The sequence below is a fragment of the Curtobacterium sp. AC268 genome (genome assembly GCF_979258745.1).
Map to the genome: position 1 here is coordinate 1,325,193 of NZ_OZ409878.1, position 17,270 is coordinate 1,342,462.

Sequence of the window (17,270 nt, forward strand, 5' to 3'; positions counted from 1 at the left end):
GCACGCGGACACCGGTGTCCTGCGAGCCGTCTCGCGCCGCTCAGCCGCGGGCGGCCAGGCGGTGCACGACGGCCTTCGTCGCCTCGTACAGCTCGCGGTAGTCCCGGTAGCCGGCCTCGTACGCCGCGGTCGCCGCAGGGTCAGGCTCGATCACCGTCGCCGGCGGGTTCCACGCGCCGATGTCCACGGTGTCGCCCGGCCCCGCGACCAGCTCGGCAGCCAGGTACGCCGAGCCGAAGCACGCACCGATCGTCACGCTCGGCACCGTCTGCCGCAGCCCGGTGACGTCCGAAACGATCGTGGGCCACAGCCGCCCGAGCAGCCCACCGCCGGCCCCGACGAGTTCGCGGACCTCGACCCCGGCGTCGCGCAGGGCCTCGAGGTGGTGCCGTACCGCGTACGCCGTCGCCTCGAGCGTCGCCCGGTAGATGTCCCCGCGCGTGTGCCGGACCGTCAGTCCCGCGAGCACCCCGCGGGCGTCGGGGTCGGCGATCGGCGTCCGCTCCCCCGCGAAGTACGGCAGCATCAGCAGCCCGTTCGCGCCGATGCCGGAGCACCGCGCTTCCTCGAGCATGGTCGACCACTCGCCGTCGACCAACCGTCGCAACCAGTCCGTGATCGCCCCGGAGGTCGCCATCCCCCCGGACACGCTCGGCTGGCCCGGGTGCGTGCCGACGGTCGTCCACATCCCCGGCACCGCCGTGGGTTCGGCCGTCGGAACGATCATGAACATCGTGGTTCCGTACTGCAGGAACATCCGGCCCGGCACGGACTCACCGACGCTCACACCCTCGGCCCAGGCGTCGATGGTCCCGGCCGTCACGGGGATGCCGGCCGGGAGGCCCGTGGCCGCGGCCGCCTCGGGTGTCACGACGCCCGCCTGGTCGCCCGACCACAGCAGGCGCGGCATGGCGAGACCGGGCGCCAGTCGGTCGCACCACTCCGGGATCCACCGGTTCGTGTGCACGTCGTAGAGGGGTGTCGTCTGACTGGCCGAGTGGTGGTCGAGGACGTACTCACCCGTCAGCCGCTCGACCACGCGGGACGACGGCATCGTGAAGCGGGCAGCCCGCGCCCAGACGTCGGGTCCGTGCCGGGCGAGCCAGGCGAGCTTGACGCCGGCGGCCTGCGTGCTCAGGGCGGAGCCGCAGCGGGCACGGATCGCACCCTCGCCGCCGAGCTCGGCCGTGACGTCGTCGAGCAGCGTCGCCGTGCGGGTGTCGATGCCGTACAGGATCGCCGGGCCGAGCGGCGCACCGTCGACGTCGGTCAGCAGCGCGCACGGTCCGATGCCGCTCACGCCGACCGCCTGCACCTCGACGTCGGGCACGCGGTCGAGCAGCGAGCGGGTGAGGGCGGTGAACTCCTCCCACCAGACTGCGGAGTCCATCTCGACCAGGCCCTGTTCGGGACGGTCGACGTCGTGTCGGCGGCTCACTTCGGCGAGCACGGTGCCGTCGAACCGGGCCAGCAACGCCTTCGTGCTCGACGTCCCGATGTCCAGACCGAGCACCGCTCGCATGCCGCCTCCTTCGCCGCCACACGACCGCCGTCGGTCGCGCCACGAGTCTACGAGCGACGCCCAGCTGCCTGTCGGGGGCCGGACGTACGGTACCCACGACTCGAACGCTCCACGAGGGGAACCCGATGAAGAAGTCAGCCTGGCTGCCAGCCGTCATCGCACCGGTCGTCGTCGCCGGCGCCGTTGCCGCCCCGATGATCGCGAACGCCGCGAACGACCCGATCGCGGGGACGGACCCCAGCGCGGCGGCCGTCATCGCCAGCGTCGCGAAGTCGTCGGACGCCCAGTACTCGGGGAAGCTCTCGCAGACGAGCGCGCTCGGCCTCCCCGAACTGCCGACGGGTTCGGGCGGCTCCTCGCTCGAGGGTGACGCCTCCGACGTGCTCGGGCTGCTCACCGCGTCGCACACCGCCCGGGTCTACGTCGACGGCCCCGACAAGCAGCGCGTCCAGCTGACGCAGCAGCTCGCCGAGCAGGACGTCGTCCGCAACGGTTCCGACGTCTGGACCTGGGACTCGAAGGAGCGCACGGCCACGCACGTGACCCTGCCGAGCGACACCGCGAAGGACCCGCAGGACGGTACGACCACCCCGGCCGACATCGCGAAGCAGGCCATCGACGCAATCACCCCGACCACCACCGTGTCGAAGCCGACCGAGGTCAGCGTCGCCGGACACGACGCCTGGCAGATCACCCTGACGCCGAAGTCGTCCGACACCCTCGTCGGAGCCGTCCGGTTGGCCGTCGACCAGCAGACCGGACTCCCGCTCCGCGCGAGCGTCCAGGCCGCAGGCGCGGACGACCCCGCGGTGCAGGTCGGGTTCACGAGCCTCGACTACGGCGCCCCGGCAGCGCGGCTCTTCGACTTCACCCCGCCGTCGAACGCCAAGGTCACCGAGAAGGACCTGTCCGAGGCCGGATCCCACGCGAAGGGCGAGCACGGCGACCACCGTGGCACCCCGAGCGGTGACGAGCCGACCTTCACCGGCACGGGCTGGAGCACCATCGCCGAGCTCCCCGCCGGCACGGTCGACCGGTCCGGGCTCGAGGGCGAGGCCTCCGGCCTGCTCGACCAGCTGACCAAGCCCGTCGACGGCGGCCGTGCCGTGCAGACGTCGCTCGTCTCGGTGTACCTGACCGACGACGGCCGCGTGCTCGCGGGTGCTGTGCCGGTCGCCTCCCTGGTCGACGCCGCGAAGTGAGCGCGGACGACCACGAGGTGAGCACGGCCGGGGCGAGCACGGCCGACCGCGGGGCGGGCACGGGGGCACCGGCGCCCGACCTGGCGATCCGCACCACGGGCCTCCAGAAGGTGTTCCGCAAGCAGCGCGCGGTCGACGGGATCGACCTGGCGGTGCCACGTGGCGCGGTCTTCGGGTTCCTCGGGCCGAACGGTTCCGGCAAGACCACCACGATCCGGATGCTGCTCGGGCTCTCGAGCGCGAGCGGCGGCACCATCGAGCTGCTCGGCGAACCGATGCCGAAGGCGCTGCACGACGTCCTGCCCCGCGTCGGCGCGCTCGTCGAAGGGCCGGCCTTCTACCCGTACCTGTCCGGCCGGGCGAACCTGCAGCGCTTCGACGCCGCCGACCCCACGTCGGACCCGCGCACCCGCAAGGCCCGCGTCGCCGGTGCCCTCGACCGCGTCGGGCTGACCCACGCGGCCGACAAGAAGGCGCACGCGTACTCCCTCGGCATGAAGCAGCGGCTCGGTCTCGCGAACGCCCTGCTGTCCCCGCGCGACCTGCTGGTGCTCGACGAGCCGACCAACGGCCTCGACCCGCAGGGCACGCGCGAGGTCCGCAACCTCATCCGCTCCCTGGCCGACGACGGCACCACGGTGTTCGTCTCGAGCCACCTGCTGGCCGAGATCGAACAGGTCTGCACGCACGCAGCCGTGATGCGGACGGGCAAGATCGTCGCGCAGGGCCCCCTCGACGAGCTGCGCGCAGCCGGGGCCCGGACCGTGACCGTGCGGACGCCCGACGTCGGGCAGGCCGGTTCCGTCCTCACCCGACTCGGGCTCACCCCGCGGCACGACGGCGGGGCCGACGTGCTGGTGGCCGACCTGCCGAACGAGCTACTGCCCGAGACGATCACCGCGGAGCTCGTGCGCGCCGACGTCCGGGTGCGCGGCCTGACCGTGGGCGGCGGCACCCTCGAGGACCTGTTCGTCGCACTCACCGGAGAGGGATTCGATGTCGCAGCCTGACGCGGCCGTGCGCGACCTGCCCGTCCGCCGCCGGCAGCGCCCGTTCGCACTGCTCGGTTCCGAACTCGCGCTGGTGTTCCGGCGTCGCCGCACCTGGGCGATGCTCGGGGCACTCGCGCTCGTGCCGATCCTGATCGCGGTCGCCGTGAAGCTCACCACGGACGGCGACGACGGTGGGCCGGCGTTTCTCGGCGACATCACCAACAACGGCCTGTTCGTGGCGTTCACCGCACTGACCGTGTCGATCCCGCTGTTCCTGCCGCTGACCGTCGGCGTGGTCGCCGGTGACACCGTCGCGGGCGAGGCCAGCCACGGCACGATCCGCTACCTGCTCGTCGCGCCGACGGGCCGCGTGCGGTTCATCCTGGTGAAGTTCGCCGGTGCCGTCGCGTTCTGCCTGGCCGCCACCCTGCTGGTGGTGCTGGTGGGTGCCGCGATCGGCGCCGTGCTGTTCCCGATCGGCCCCGTCACGCTGCTGTCCGGCACCCAGGTGGGCGGCTGGTCGTACGCCGGCCGTGCCCTGCTGCTCGCGCTGTACGTCGCGATGTCGATGCTCGGGCTCGTGGCGATCGGCATGTTCACGTCGACGCTGACGAACGTGCCGGTCGGCGCGATGGCCGCGACGGTCGTGCTCGCCGGGGCGTCGCAGGTGCTCGACCAGCTCCCCCAGCTCGACTGGCTGCACCCGTTCCTGTTCTCGCACCAGTGGCTCGGGTTCGGCGACCTGCTGCGCGACCCGATCTCGTTCGACTCGTTCGGGTCGAACGCGGTGCTGCAGCTCGGGTACGTCGTGGTGTTCGGGGCGCTGGCGTACAGCCGGTTCGCCTCCAAGGACATCCTGAGCTGACGCGGCAGGGGCCCGGCACGAAGGTGTCGAGCCCCTGCGACGCTCAGCTCGCTCAGCTCGCGGGCGACGCCGATCCGCCGGCCATCGTCTCCGTGTCGGTCCCCCGCGCATCGGCGTACCGGTCACGCAGGTCACGGGCCTTCTCGGAGCGGTACCAGTCGAGCCGCGCCCCGGTCTCCACCGTCTGCATCCCGATCACGACCTTGCCGCGGGACTTCATCTCCGCCAGGTCCTCGTACGCCTCGACGATGTACTCGAACGGGTAGAAGCCCGAGATCAGGACCTGCACGCGGCGGTCCTGCACGGCCTTCGCCAGCAGGGTCAGCAGCTCGCGGGTCTCCTCGTCCTCGGCCGGCGCTCGGAGGAACCGGACCTCGATGTCCCGGCGCTCCTCCGACGACACGAACCGCTCCTGGCCGACCCCGAGGCGTTCGGCCAGGAGCTCGGCGTTGCTCTCGCCGTGGTTGTCGATGAACGCGGTGATCGGTCGGCCGTCGGCGATGTCGCGGATGCGGTCTTCCTCGCCTTCACCGTAGGCGACGGGCAGCGTGCCGATCTGTCGCAGGTAGTCGTGGTTGCGGGGGCTGCCGAGGGCGATCACGGTCGCGCCTGCGTCGTGCGCCAGCTGGCACTCGATGTGTCCGACGCCACCGGCTGCGGCCGAGATCACGACGGTGTCCTGCGGTCCGAGCCGGAGCGACCGGACGACCGACACCGCGGTGCAGCCCGCCAGGTACAGGCCCCCGGCGACCTCCCACCCGACGTGCTCCGGCTTCTTGATGACGGCGCCACGCGGCACCGCGATCCAGGTGGCGTGGGCGCCGCCGGTCGGCGCGTGCCCCATCACCTCGTCGCCGATGCGGAGGTCCTTCACGCCGTCGCCCCGCGCGCGCACGATGCCGGCGAAGTCGACGCCCTGGTGTGCGGGGAACTCGAGGTCGACGTGGTCGCGGAGCTTCCCCTCGCGCAGGAACCGCTCGATGTGGTTCAGGCCCGCGGCCACGATCTCGACGACGATCTCGCCCGGACCGGCCTCGGGCTTCTGCTGGGGGACGAGCTCGACGACGTCGAAGTCGCCGTACCGGTCGTACTGCACTGCACTGCCGACTCGCATGGGTGCTCCTTCGCTCCAGGTGTGCGTCCGTGCTACTCGGTGTTCCCGCACGCAACCCGAAGACGTGGGGTACCGCGGCTGTGGACGTGACCAGACGACGGACTGGAGGCCCGTGGCGGCGCCGCCACGGGCCTCCAGGCCGCCGTCACGCGCGTCCACGGCGCGTGGGGACCGTGCGCGGAGCCCGCGCAACCGGGCTCAGTGCTTGCCGGCGGCCGCGATGACGGCGCGGACCGTCTCGGGGTCGAGGCGGAATGCCCGCGGATCGGCGTCGCCCCGGGGCACGCGGACCGGTGTCGACCAGACGGAGCCGTCCGGGGCGACGTCGACGACGAGTGCGCCGCTGTCGACGACGGCCGATTCCTCGTCGTACGGGCCGACGACGTCGGTGTCGTTCGCGACCCCGGGGGCGACGAGGACCGGGACGCCGGCGAGCGACCCGGCGAAGTGGTGGTGGTAGTGGCCGGCGAGGACGACCCGCACGTCGGAACCACGGATGACGTCGGCGAGCGCCTCGGGGTTCTGCAGGCGGAGGGCCTCGTGCAGCTCGGTCGGTGCGGGCAGCGGCGGGTGGTGCAGGACGACGACGGTGCCGTGCGGGGCGTCGTCCGGGCCGCTGTGGGCGTCCTCGGCCAGGACTGTGCGCAGGTGCTCGAGCGCCGTGTCGCTGAGCTCGCCGTACCCGGCACCGGGGACGCTCGTGTCGACGGTCACGATCCGGCGCCCGGTGACGACCGACTGCCCGGAGACCGGGACCGTCGGCGGCAGGTACTCCATCGTGTGCATCAGCGCCGTGCCGCCCTGGCCCAGGACGTGCCCGTTCGCCAGGACCTGCCGGAAGCCCTCGCGCAGGTCGTGGTTGCCGGGGACCGCGACGAAGGCTGCACCGTGCCGCTCCGCCCAGCCGCCGACGCGGTCCCGCACGGTCGCGTAGGACTCGGGGGTGCCGTCCTCGGAGACGTCGCCGGAGACGACCACCAGCCCGATGCCGGGCACCTGGTCGACGTGGGCGAGCAGCCGTTCGAGCGCGGCCGTGGTGTCGACCGCGCCCTGGTGCAGGGCGCCGTCGCCGGTCAGGTGGGTGTCGGAGAGGTGGAGGATGCGGAGGGTCCCGGCTGCTGGCGGCTGCATGGGTCCACGGTAGCCACGGCCCCCGTCAGTCCGGTGCTGCGGGCGCTTGGTGAGCAGGAATGGTCGGGTCGCGCCGGCGGACCCGACCATTCCTGCTCACGAAGTCTGCGTCCGACCGTCAGTCCGGAGCTGCGGCCAACTGGTCCTCGAGGTTGAACACCTCGGGCAGCACCCGCGCCGTCTGGTCGGCGCGCCCGGTGGCGCCGGCGAAGAGGTCCTGCATGTGCGCCTCCCACGCCGCGGCCACCTCGGACGCGGCGAGCGCGGCGTCCGCATCGGCCACCGAGTCCGTCTCGTAGTACCCGATGAGCAGCCCGTCGTCGTCGAGGAACAGCGAGTAGTTCCGCCGCCCCGCCGCCGCGATCGTCCGGAGCATCGCCGGCCACACGGCGGCGTGCCGCTCGCGGTAGGCGTCGAGCAGCTCGACCTGCACCTGCAGCCGGAAGCAGACGCGGGTCACCGGCCGGCCTGTTCGCGGCGACGCTGCTCGGCGTCGTGGACGGTGCGCTCGTCGGCGGTGCGGACCGTCCCGGTGACGGTGGTGACGGTGCCGTAGCGCTCGGCTTCGATCGCCTCGAGGGTCTTGCCCTGGGTGCGCGGCGCCCAGATCGTGCCGACCAGGAACGACAGCGCGAGGAGCCCGAGGATCAGGCCGCCGAGGGCCCGCAGCCCGATGTCCGACAGCAGCAGCGGGAACCAGATGCTCAACAGTCCGACCATCACGCGGGCGGCCAGGAACAGCACGCCCTGGGCGCTGGCGCGGTACCGGGTGGCGAAGAGCTCGCTCGTCCACAGGCCGTAGAACGCCTGCGCGCCGATGCCCGACGAGATGCCCCACGCCACGGCGAAGAACAGCAGGGTGCCGAGGTTGGCGGGCGCGTAGATGAGCACGGCCCACGCGATGATCGCCAGCACGGCACCGGCGGCGTAGAGCGCGCGTCGGCTGACCCGGTCGGCGTACCGCATGAAGCCGAAGTACGTCGCGGCCACCGTGCAGCCCCAGACCAGGATCTGCAGTCCGTACTGCTCGGTGACGCTCGTGACCCCGGTCGCCGCGTACACCCGGGGCTGGAAGATGCCGGCCTGCCCGGCGACGGTGTTCCAGAGCGCGTAGACGCCGAACAGGAACAGCATCGCGGTCAGGTTCTTCCGGCGGCTGAACAGCTGCGTGATCCCGTGGAAGAAGTTCGCCGTGCCGGTGGCCGCGCGCTCGTCCTTCCAGATCGCCGACTCGGGCAGCCCGCGGCGGAGCCACCACACGATCGCGGCGACGACGAACAGGTGGGCGAAGATGAGGCGGCTGCCGAGCAGGCCGAGCGGGGCGGCGGCGATCGCCAGGGCGAACCCGACCATCGGCCCGATCGACCACGCGAGCTGTGCCGTGCCGACGTGGGCCGCGCGCTTGTCCGCGGGGGCCTGCCCGGCGATGTAGGTCCAGCTCGCCGGTACGCCCGCACCGACGGCGATGCCGGTCAGGATGAAGCCGACCAGGAGCATGCCGTAGCTGCCGGCGAACACCGCGAGCAGCATGCCGAGCATGTACAGGAGCAGGTCGTACGTGTAGATGAACTTCCGGCCGTACCGGTCGCACAGCGGTCCGCCGACGATCGCGCCGACGGCGGCACCGAAGGCGTTCGCGGACAGGCTCGCGAGCAGGCCCACCTCGAGGTCCCCGATCCGGAACTCCGCCTGCCACAGGCTGAGGCTCGTGGCGATCGCGATGATCGACCCCGACTCGATGTAGTTCGACATGGCCACCGAGACGGTGGCCTTCCAGCCCGTGGTGTTCCGGGCTCCGATGCGGACCGCCATTGGTCCTCCGTTCGCGTGTTCGTCGGTGAATCGTTTCAACGGGACGACGAGGACGATAGCGCTCCGGTGTGCGCGCTGGCAAGAGCGGGTTCGCCCCGTGCGACGTTGCGCACTCCGTACGAGCCTTTCCACCCCGCACCGAGTGCGGAGCCTCGCACCAGCTTCACGCCTCACACCAGCCGCGCGCCTCGCACCGTGCGCGGGCAGTGGACGCGACCACCCCATGGACGGGAGGCCCGCCACCGGCCCGCCCCGCGCCTCCCGTTCGCGTTTTCCACAGATTACGGCGCGGGCCGACCGCGCGGACCGCGCCGATGCCAGGATGGCCACATGGCGGTCAGTGTGCGAGAGGTGGCGGCGCTCGCGGGCGTGTCCCTCGGCACGGTGTCGAACGTGCTGAACCGCCCTGACAAGGTCGCTCCCGGCACGGTGGAACGCGTGCAGTCGGCGATCGCGACGCTCGGGTTCGTCCGCAACGACTCCGCACGGCAGCTCCGGGCCGGACGCAGCTCCACCGTCGGGCTCATCGTGCTCGACGGCGGCAACCCGTTCTTCACCGACGTCGCCCGGGGTGCCGAAGACGCCGCGATGGACAACGGCCTCGCGGTCCTGATCGGCAACTCCGACGAGTCGACCGACCGCGAACGCACCTACGTCGACCTGTTCGAGGAACGCCGAGTCGCCGGACTCCTGATCTCCCCCGCCGGCGACGACCTGTCCCGCCTCGCGCGGCTGCGTGACCAGGGCACCGCCGTGGTGCTGGTGGACCGCCGCGCCGACGACGAGCACTTCGCCTCGGTCTCGGTCGACGACATCGCCGGTGGTCGCATCGCGGTCGAGCACCTCGCGGCGATCGGCCGCACCCACATCGCCTTCGTCGGCGGGCCGTTCGGCATCCGCCAGGTCGCCGACCGGCACGCCGGGGCACTCGCCGCCGCACAGGCCGCGGGCATCCGGCTCGAAGCCCTGCCGACCACCTCGCTGTCCGTGCTCGAAGGGCGCCGCATCGGCGAAGCGATCCAGGCACGGCCGGCCGCCGAACGCCCGGACGCCGTCTTCGCCGCCAACGATCTCCTCGCCGTCGGGCTCGAACAGGCCTTCATCATGCGCGGCACCATCGCGGTGCCCGAGCAGATCGCCATCGTCGGCTACGACGACATCGCGTTCGCCGAGGCCGCCGTGGTCCCGCTGACGTCGGTGCGGCAGCCCGCGCAGGACCTCGGTCGTCGCGCGATCGAGCTCCTGACGAAGCAGGTCGAGCAGGGGCAGGACATCGACCTCGAGCACGTGGAGTTCACACCGGAGCTCGTGGTGCGGCAGTCCTCCGTCGCCGACGTCTAGGGCGCGGTCCGGACACGGCTCCCCCGCCGCCTACGATCGGAGCATGGTGCATGTCCCCCGGCGCGACGGTCCGCCGAGCGTGCACCACGTCGCAGCCCGGGCCGGGGTCTCGCTCGCGACCGTCTCGAACGTCCTGAACCACCCCGAGCGGGTCGCCGACGCGACCGCCGCACGCGTGCGGGACGCGATCGACGCGCTCGGGTACACGCCGAACCGCAACGCCCGGGCGCTGGTGTCCGGCAGCACGCGCGCGATCGGTCTGGTGGTGATGTCGCTGCGGAACTCCCTGTTCAGCGACATGGTCAACGGCGCACAGCTGGCTGCGCGGGAACGCGGCTTCACCCTGCTGATCGCCAGCAGCGAGGACGACCTGCAGGCGCAGGGCGAACACCTCGCCTACCTCGAGAGCGCCCGGGTGTCGGGAATCCTGCTCGCTTCGATGACGGAGTCGCGCGACCAGGTCGAGGTCGCGCGGCGCCACGGCCGACCCGTCGTGTACGTCAACTACGAACCGAGCGAACTCGACGCGTGCGCGGTGGTCGTGGACAACGAGCAGGCCGGGTTCCTGGCGACCGAGCACCTGATCGACCGCGGCTGCCGACGCATCGGGTTCGTGAGCGCCCGTCCGGACCTGCAGCCCGTCGACCGCCGGCGGGCCGGGGTGCTGCGGGCCGTCGCGGCGCACCCCGGGGTCGAGCTCGTCGACGTCGACGCCGGGGACATCGACCCGCCGGGTGGTACCGACGCCGGGCTCCGCATCGCCCGGATGCCCGAGGACGAACGCCCCGACGGGGTACTGGGTGTGACCGACCTGCTCGCGATGGCCGTCGTCTCCGAGCTCCGAGCCGCCGGGATCCGCGTCCCCGAGGACATCCCCGTGTCGGGCTGCGACCACAATTCCGTGGCGTGGGGCGGTGCGGTGCCGTTGACCTCGGTGACGATGCACGGCTCGGAGATGGGTGCGGCTGCGGTGGAACTGCTGCTCGAGGAACTCACCGACCCGATGCACGTGCACCGGACCGTCGTGCTCGGCAGTGAGCTGGTGCCGCGCGAGAGCACGCTCGGTCGCGAGGGCGCGGCCGCAGCAGCCGCCGCGTCCGCCGTCGCGGGCACGATCACGTCGAGCGACCCGAGGCGCACCGAGGCCTGACCGGCGGCGGACCAACCCGCGAAAGCGACTTATTCACGATGGCCACGCCGTCCGGTCCGCCAGAGCGACAGATCGGCGCGAACGTTCGGCGGCGCACTGTCGCTTTCGCGGGCCACGGGCAGCGGGCCACGGGCCGACACGTCGGCGCGCACGAGGCGACGCGGGCCCGCGGACGCGACCGGGCACCGGACGGGAGGCGCGGGGCGGGGCCGGCACGGGCCTCCCGGCCGGCGGGCGGCGCGACCACCGCACGGTGCAGCACCGCGCGTCGGCTCGGTGCGCGGTTCCGCACTCCGTGCGAGCCCGCGAGCCCGTCACCGAGTGCGCAACCTCGCACCAGACGAATGGACGAGCGAGCGAGCGCTCCGCGGGATCGCGTAACGAAATCGGCACAGCGATTGACACGCTTCAATCCGCGTGGTTCCATCCTGATTGAAACGTTCTAAAACGCAGTGACCGGACCCCGCGACGGCGCGGGATCCGGGTCCGTTTCACCCGGGGTACCCCCGCCCCGGGCCTTACGAGGAGGTAAGGAATGTCAGTTCGTTCCATGACCAAGCGCGCGATCGCCATCGGCGGCGCGACGGTCCTGATCGGCGGGCTCGCCGCGTGCTCGTCCGGCGGCTCCGCCGACGAAGGCGGCGGCAAGGTCGAGATCACCTACCAGGCCGACAACGCCCCGGCCACCGCGGCCACCGCGAAGCCGCTCATCGAGGCCTTCGAGAAGGCCAACCCCGACATCACCGTCAAGTTCGACACCCGACCCCAGGGCACCGACGGCGACAACCTGATCAAGACCCGCCTGTCGACCGGCGAGGCCGCCGACGTCTTCAACTACAACTCCGGCTCGCTCATGCAGGCCCTCAACCCGGACAACACCCTGGTGGACCTGTCCGAGGAGAAGTGGGCGGGCGACGTCGACCCGCAGTTCACCAAGGTCGTCAGCACCGACAAGGGCATGTACGGCGCCCCGTTCGGCACGAGCTTCGGCGGTGCGGTGCTCTACAACACGAAGGTCTACGACGACCTCGGCCTCAAGGTCCCGACCACCTGGGACGAGTTCGTCAGCAACAGCGAGAAGATCAAGGACGCCGGCGACGTCGCCCCGATCATCCAGACCTACGGCGACACCTGGACCAGCCAGCTGTTCGTCCTCGGCGACTTCGCGAACATCACCGCACAGGACGAGAAGTGGGCGGACGACTACACCGCCAACAAGGAGTCCTACGCCGACGAACCCGCACTCGCCGGGTTCGAGCACCTCGCCGAGGGCAAGGACAAGGACCTCTACAACGAGGACTACGCCTCGGCCACGCAGGCGAACGGCCTGAAGATGCTGGCCGACGGCACCGGTGCGCAGTACCCGATGCTCACGAACGCGATCTCCGCGATCCAGCAGGACTCCCCCGACGCCGTCGACGACATCGGCGCGTTCGCCCTGCCGGCCGAGGACGCCGCGGACACGAACCTGACGATCTGGGAGCCGAACGGCCTGTACATCCCGAAGACGACCACGGGCGACAAGCTGGCGGCGGCGAAGAAGTTCATCGCCTTCGCGAACTCCACCGAGGGCTGCCAGGTGCAGAACGACACCGGCACCCCCGCCGGCCCGTACGTCATCTCGACGTGCTCGCTGCCGGACGACGTGCCCCCGATGATCGACGACCTGCAGAAGTACCTGGACGACGGCAAGGCGAGCCCCGCGCTCGAGTTCCTGTCCCCGATCAAGGGCCCGAACCTCGAGAAGATCTGCGTGCAGGTCGGCTCGGGCATCACCACCGCGAGCAAGGGCGCCGACCAGTACGACGACGACGTCGTCCAGCAGGCACAGCAGCTCGGCATCAAGGGCTGGTGATCGGTGTGACCGCGACCCTCACGACGGCGGTGGCCCCGCCGCAGACACGCAAGGCCGGCCGCCCCGGACCAGCGCGCAAGCGGATGCGCTCGTTCTACCCCGCGTGGTTCTTCATCCCCGCGATCGCGCTGTACGTCGTGTTCTTCGCGGTCCCGACCTTTGCCGGGTTCTACTTCTCGCTCACCCGCTGGACGCTGTTCGACCAGACCTTCATCGGCTTCGACAACTTCGTCCGGTTCTTCCAGGACCCGCAGCTCGTCTCCGGGTTCGTGCACACCTTCCAGTACGGCTTCGTGACGAGCGCGGCGAAGGTGGTCCTCGGACTCGCCCTCGCCCTGCTCCTCACGTCGCCCGTGCTGGGGCGCGGCTACCTGCGGGCGGTCGTGTTCTTCCCGGTGCTCGTGTCGACCATCGGCATCGGCATCACGTTCAAGGCGCTGATGGACCCGTTCCACGGGATCATCAACGGCGTGCTGGGTTCGGTCGGCCTGCCCACCCCCGGGTGGCTGACCGACCCGGCGCTCGCGCTGTGGAGCGTCGCAGCGGTGGACGTCTGGAAGGGCGTCGGCATCGCGACGCTCATCTTCATCGCCGGCATCGTGGCGATCCCGCAGGAGTACTTCGAGGCGGCACGGGTGGACGGCGCGAGCGCGTGGTCGATCTTCCGGAACATCACGTTGCCGCTGTCCCGCCCCGCGATGGGCACGGTCATCATCCTGTCGCTCATCGGCGGTCTGCGGTCGTTCGACCTGATCTGGGCGATGACCGGCGGCGGGCCGGGGTTCACGAGCGACGTGATCGCGAGCGTGATCTACAAGCAGTACCAGGCCGGGTTCTACGGCCTGTCCACCGCCGGCAACGTGGTCCTGTTCGTCGTCGTCACGGCGATCATGGTGCCGATCTCGTGGCTCCTCAACCGCAAGGAGGCGGACCTGTGACCGCCGTCACCACTCCCGGGACCGGTCACGCGCCGGCGTCCGGCAGCCGCCGCCCGACACCGGCGAGCCGGAACCGCCACCCGGGCCGCGCCCGCCGGTGGATCATCGGCTCGATCGCCATCGTCGTCAGCTTCGTCGTGTTCCTGGTGCCGTTCGTCTTCGTCCTGCTCCAGGCCGCGAAGAACCCCGCCGAGGCGAACCAGCTCGGCTTCAGCCTGCCGACCGACTGGCAGCTGTGGCAGAACCTGCAGGCGGTGTTCCAGAGCGGCGACGGCGGGATCCTGCGCGCGTTCTGGAACAGCGCACTGCTCACCGTCGGCAGCGTCACCGTCATGGTCGTGTTCTCCGCGATGGTCGGGTACGTCCTGCAGCGGCGGCCGAGCAAGTGGAACGGCCTGATCAACTTCTTCGTGCTGGCGGGGCTCATCGTGCCGCCGGCGATCGTGCCGACCATCTGGGTGCTGCAGGGGCTCAACCTGTTCAAGACCATGGGCGGGATGATCCTGATCGAGGCGACCTTCGGCCTGTCGTTCTGCATCCTGCTGTTCCGGGCGTTCGTCGCGACGATCCCGAAGGAGCTCGACGAGGCCGCGGTGCTCGACGGCGCCGGCCCGGTCCGCCTGTTCTTCGGGGTGGTGCTGCCGCTGCTCAAGCCGGTGATCATCACGGTCGTGCTCGTGCAGTCGGTGACGGTGTTCAACGACTTCACGAACCCGCTGTACTTCCTGCCGGGGTCCGAGAACGCGACGGTGCAGCAGACGCTCTACGCGTTCCAGAGCCAGTCGGTCAGCCAGCTGAACCTGCTGTTCACCGACGTGCTGCTCATCACGATCCCGCCGCTGATCCTCTACGTCTTCTTCAACCGTCAGATCGTCGCCGGCATGACCAGCGGCGCTGTCAAGGGCTGACCGCCCACCCCCGGCCTGGAGGCGCGACCCGCCTCCGCCACACCGCCCACCCGGGCGGACGGCCGGGCCCACGACCCCCGCACCGGTCGACGACGACCGGTCGCGTGAAAAGGACCACCACATGACCACCTGGACCGCACCGTTCATCGCGGCCGACACCGACCTCGGCAGCGCGCCGATCCTGCGTCGGGAGTTCCCCCTGGACGACGGCCACGGCGCCGTCACCGCCGCCACCCTCGACGTCAGTGCCCTCGGTGTCGTCGAGGCCTGGCTCGGCGGGCAGCGCGTCTCCGACCACCTGCTCGAACCGGGGTGGACGAGCTACGAGTGGCGCATCCGCGTCGTCTCGCACGACGTCACCGAGCACCTGTCCGACACGCTCCCCGGCCAGCCGGCCGTGCTCGCGCTCGTCGTCGGCAACGGCTGGGCCGCCGGACGCCTGGCCTGGGGCGGCGGTGGCGGCTGGTACACCGACGAGCGCGCCGGGTTCGCCGAGCTCCGGATCACGTTCGCCGACGGGCACGAGCAGCACGTCACGACCGACACCGACTGGCAGGCCCTGTCGAGCGCGATCACCGCGGACCAGCTCTACGACGGGCAGGACATCGACGCCCGACTCCGCGACGGCTCGTTCCTGACGCCCGGCGAGGTCACCGTGCCGAGCGTCGACGGGCACCGGGGGCGGACGAGCACGGTGCACCCGGTCGACATCGGCGAGCGCGAACTCGTCGCCGACACGGTGCCGCCGGTGCGCCCGCTCGCCGAGATCGCCCCGGTGGCGATCTGGACGAGCCCGTCGGGGGCGACCCTGCTCGACTTCGGCGTGAACCTGGTCGGGTGGCTCCGGGTCACCGCGACCGGCCCGGCCGGCACCGTGCTCACCCTGCAGCACGCCGAGGTGCTCGAGCACGACGAGCTCGGCACCCGCCCCCTGCGCACCGCGAAGGCGACGGACCACTTCACCCTGCGCGGTGACGACGAGCCCGAGACGTTCGAACCCCGGTTCACCTTCCACGGGTTCCGGTACGCGCAGGTCGACGGCTGGCCGGGCACCCACGACGAACTCCGTGCCGCGGTCACCGCCGTGCAGGTCGGGTCGGACCTCACCCGCACCGGCACGTTCGCGTCGAGCCACGAGCTGCTGAACACCTTCCACGACAACGTCGTCCGGGGCATGCAGGGCAACTTCCTGAGCGTGCCGACGGACTGCCCGCAGCGCGACGAGCGACTCGGCTGGACGGGTGACATCGCCGCGTTCGCCCCGACGGCCTCGTACCTGTTCGACACGCGGACGTTCCTGGCCGACTGGCTGCGCGACGTCTGGCTCGAGCAGCAGCACGCCGACGGGGTCATCCCGTTCGTGGTGCCGGACGTGCTGAAGTACTCCCCCGCCGAGGACTTCGGCACGCCCGACGCGACCGCCGTGTGGTCGGACGCCGGCGTCTGGGTGCCGTGGACGCTGTACCAGGCGTACGGCGACACCGCGGTGCTCGAGGAGCAGTTCGACTCGATGGCCGCACACCTGCGCCGGGTCCGTGACCACCTGTCCCCGGAGGACCTGTGGGACACCGTGTTCCAGTTCGGCGACTGGCTCGACCCGGACGCCCCTCCCGAGGCCCCGGCCGACGCGAAGGCCGACAAGGGCGTCGTCGCGACGATCTGCGCCTACCGGTCCGCGACGATCGTGGCGGACGCGGCGGAGCTGTTGGGCGGTCACGAGGCGGAAGCAGCGGAGTTCCGGGAACTCGCCACGCGCCTCCAGGCCGGGTTCCGCACCCACTACCTGCAGGACGACGGGCGGATCCTGTCGGACGCGACCACGGTGTACACGCTGGCGATCGTGTTCGGGATCCTGTCCGAGCAGGAGCAGGCCGTGGCCGGCGAGCGGCTCGCCGAGCTGGTCGAGGCGTCCGGGTACCGGATCTCGACGGGCTTCGCGGGGACCCCGTTCATCACCGACGCGCTGACGCAGACGGGCCACCTGGAGGACGCCTACCGGCTGCTGCTGCAGACGGAGTGCCCGTCGTGGCTGTACCCGGTGACGATGGGCGCGACGACGGTGTGGGAGCGGTGGGACTCGATGCTGCCGGACGGGACGATCAACCCGGGTGAGATGACCTCGTTCAACCACTACGCACTCGGTGCCGTGGCGGACTGGATGCACCGGGTGGTGGGTGGCCTGTCGCCGCTGTCGCCGGGGTACTCGGCCGTCCTGATCGCGCCGCAGCCGGGCGGTGGCCTGACGTGGGCGGAGACGTCGCTCGACACCGTGCACGGGCACGTCGCCGTGCGGTGGGAGCTCGTCGACGGGGAGTTGCGCGTCCGGGCGACCGTGCCCGAGGGCGTCTCGGCCGTGGTGCGCCTGCCGGGTGCGCCCGAGCAGCGGGTCGGCGGCGGAACGCACGACCTCCGCGCCCCCGCCGCGGTCCCCGCCGCGTAG

14 protein-coding genes are annotated in these 17,270 nt (G+C 71.6%); 9 read left to right on the top strand and 5 right to left on the bottom strand.

The features are described 5' to 3' along the window. Nucleotides 1-40: 40 nt before the first annotated feature. Complete coding sequence (locus tag ACZZ9K_RS06260; RefSeq protein ID WP_426724674.1) at nucleotides 41-1,522, bottom strand: FGGY-family carbohydrate kinase; 1,482 nt, start codon at nucleotides 1,520-1,522, stop codon at nucleotides 41-43. 125 nt (nucleotides 1,523-1,647) lie between these two features. Between ACZZ9K_RS06260 and ACZZ9K_RS06265 the strand changes: the two genes are divergently transcribed. The 3 genes from ACZZ9K_RS06265 (at nucleotide 1,648) to ACZZ9K_RS06275 (ending at nucleotide 4,581) form a co-directional block, all read left to right on the top strand. Beyond that, nucleotides 1,648-2,724 carry a LolA family protein gene (locus ACZZ9K_RS06265; protein WP_463443582.1) on the top strand — a complete coding sequence of 359 codons (1,077 nt, stop codon included), beginning with the start codon at nucleotides 1,648-1,650 and terminating at the stop codon, nucleotides 2,722-2,724. 80 nt (nucleotides 2,725-2,804) lie between these two features. Then, entirely contained in the window at nucleotides 2,805-3,734 is a 930-nt protein-coding gene (locus ACZZ9K_RS06270; RefSeq protein WP_138804042.1) for an ABC transporter ATP-binding protein, read from the top strand. Further along, nucleotides 3,721-4,581 carry an ABC transporter permease gene (locus tag ACZZ9K_RS06275; RefSeq protein ID WP_027466217.1) on the top strand — a complete coding sequence of 287 codons (861 nt, stop codon included), beginning with the start codon at nucleotides 3,721-3,723 and terminating at the stop codon, nucleotides 4,579-4,581. Before ACZZ9K_RS06270 ends, ACZZ9K_RS06275 begins: the two co-directional genes overlap by 14 nt. 52 nt (nucleotides 4,582-4,633) lie before the next feature. Here ACZZ9K_RS06275 and ACZZ9K_RS06280 read toward each other — a convergent pair whose 3' ends face one another. The 4 genes from ACZZ9K_RS06280 to ACZZ9K_RS06295 all read right to left on the bottom strand — a co-directional run bounded on the left by ACZZ9K_RS06280 (nucleotide 4,634) and on the right by ACZZ9K_RS06295 (nucleotide 8,638). Further along, nucleotides 4,634-5,695, bottom strand: coding sequence for an NADP-dependent oxidoreductase (locus tag ACZZ9K_RS06280; RefSeq protein WP_051596869.1), 1,062 nt, complete (start codon nucleotides 5,693-5,695; stop codon nucleotides 4,634-4,636). Nucleotides 5,696-5,893: 198 nt separating this feature from the next. Next, nucleotides 5,894-6,826, bottom strand: a complete 933-nt coding sequence (locus ACZZ9K_RS06285) for a metallophosphoesterase (RefSeq protein ID WP_463443583.1) — start codon at nucleotides 6,824-6,826, stop codon at nucleotides 5,894-5,896. A 118-nt stretch (nucleotides 6,827-6,944) separates the two neighbouring features. Beyond that, entirely contained in the window at nucleotides 6,945-7,286 is a 342-nt protein-coding gene (locus tag ACZZ9K_RS06290; protein WP_412163353.1) for an L-rhamnose mutarotase, read from the bottom strand. After that, nucleotides 7,283-8,638: an MFS transporter gene (locus ACZZ9K_RS06295; protein WP_463443584.1), complete on the bottom strand. Its 1,356-nt coding sequence runs from the start codon at nucleotides 8,636-8,638 to the stop codon at nucleotides 7,283-7,285. Before ACZZ9K_RS06295 ends, ACZZ9K_RS06290 begins: the two co-directional genes overlap by 4 nt. A 330-nt stretch (nucleotides 8,639-8,968) precedes the next feature. Here ACZZ9K_RS06295 and ACZZ9K_RS06300 point away from each other — a divergent pair, with 330 nt between their 5' ends. The 6 genes from ACZZ9K_RS06300 to ACZZ9K_RS06325 all read left to right on the top strand — a co-directional run bounded on the left by ACZZ9K_RS06300 (nucleotide 8,969) and on the right by ACZZ9K_RS06325 (nucleotide 17,270). Then, a complete protein-coding gene (locus ACZZ9K_RS06300) occupies nucleotides 8,969-9,979 on the top strand; it encodes a LacI family DNA-binding transcriptional regulator (RefSeq protein ID WP_463443585.1) in 1,011 nt (336 codons plus the stop codon). Between the two features lie 43 nt (nucleotides 9,980-10,022). Continuing rightward, entirely contained in the window at nucleotides 10,023-11,129 is a 1,107-nt protein-coding gene (locus tag ACZZ9K_RS06305; RefSeq protein ID WP_138803958.1) for a LacI family DNA-binding transcriptional regulator, read from the top strand. A 535-nt stretch (nucleotides 11,130-11,664) separates the two neighbouring features. After that, nucleotides 11,665-12,984: an ABC transporter substrate-binding protein gene (locus ACZZ9K_RS06310; protein ID WP_463443586.1), complete on the top strand. Its 1,320-nt coding sequence runs from the start codon at nucleotides 11,665-11,667 to the stop codon at nucleotides 12,982-12,984. A gap of 5 nt (nucleotides 12,985-12,989) precedes the next feature. Beyond that, nucleotides 12,990-13,922: a carbohydrate ABC transporter permease gene (locus ACZZ9K_RS06315; protein ID WP_253183710.1), complete on the top strand. Its 933-nt coding sequence runs from the start codon at nucleotides 12,990-12,992 to the stop codon at nucleotides 13,920-13,922. Nucleotides 13,923-14,023: 101 nt separating this feature from the next. Next, nucleotides 14,024-14,830: a carbohydrate ABC transporter permease gene (locus tag ACZZ9K_RS06320; protein WP_259410429.1), complete on the top strand. Its 807-nt coding sequence runs from the start codon at nucleotides 14,024-14,026 to the stop codon at nucleotides 14,828-14,830. 121 nt (nucleotides 14,831-14,951) lie between these two features. After that, a complete protein-coding gene (locus ACZZ9K_RS06325; protein WP_463443587.1) occupies nucleotides 14,952-17,270 on the top strand; it encodes a family 78 glycoside hydrolase catalytic domain in 2,319 nt (772 codons plus the stop codon).

Excerpts from the sequence above, each read along its gene's own strand:
- ACZZ9K_RS06300 (WP_463443585.1), top strand. The coding sequence starts at position 8,969 with ATGGCGGTCAGTGTGCGAGAGGTGGCGGCGCTCGCGGGCGTGTCCCTC.
- ACZZ9K_RS06295 (WP_463443584.1), bottom strand. The coding sequence starts at position 8,638 with ATGGCGGTCCGCATCGGAGCCCGGAACACCACGGGCTGGAAGGCCACC.
- ACZZ9K_RS06310 (WP_463443586.1), top strand. The coding sequence starts at position 11,665 with ATGTCAGTTCGTTCCATGACCAAGCGCGCGATCGCCATCGGCGGCGCG.
- ACZZ9K_RS06280 (WP_051596869.1), bottom strand. The coding sequence starts at position 5,695 with ATGCGAGTCGGCAGTGCAGTGCAGTACGACCGGTACGGCGACTTCGAC.
- ACZZ9K_RS06305 (WP_138803958.1), top strand. The coding sequence starts at position 10,023 with ATGGTGCATGTCCCCCGGCGCGACGGTCCGCCGAGCGTGCACCACGTC.
- ACZZ9K_RS06265 (WP_463443582.1), top strand. The coding sequence starts at position 1,648 with ATGAAGAAGTCAGCCTGGCTGCCAGCCGTCATCGCACCGGTCGTCGTC.
- ACZZ9K_RS06285 (WP_463443583.1), bottom strand. The coding sequence starts at position 6,826 with ATGCAGCCGCCAGCAGCCGGGACCCTCCGCATCCTCCACCTCTCCGAC.
- ACZZ9K_RS06260 (WP_426724674.1), bottom strand. The coding sequence starts at position 1,522 with ATGCGAGCGGTGCTCGGTCTGGACATCGGGACGTCGAGCACGAAGGCG.
- ACZZ9K_RS06325 (WP_463443587.1), top strand. The coding sequence starts at position 14,952 with ATGACCACCTGGACCGCACCGTTCATCGCGGCCGACACCGACCTCGGC.
- ACZZ9K_RS06275 (WP_027466217.1), top strand. The coding sequence starts at position 3,721 with ATGTCGCAGCCTGACGCGGCCGTGCGCGACCTGCCCGTCCGCCGCCGG.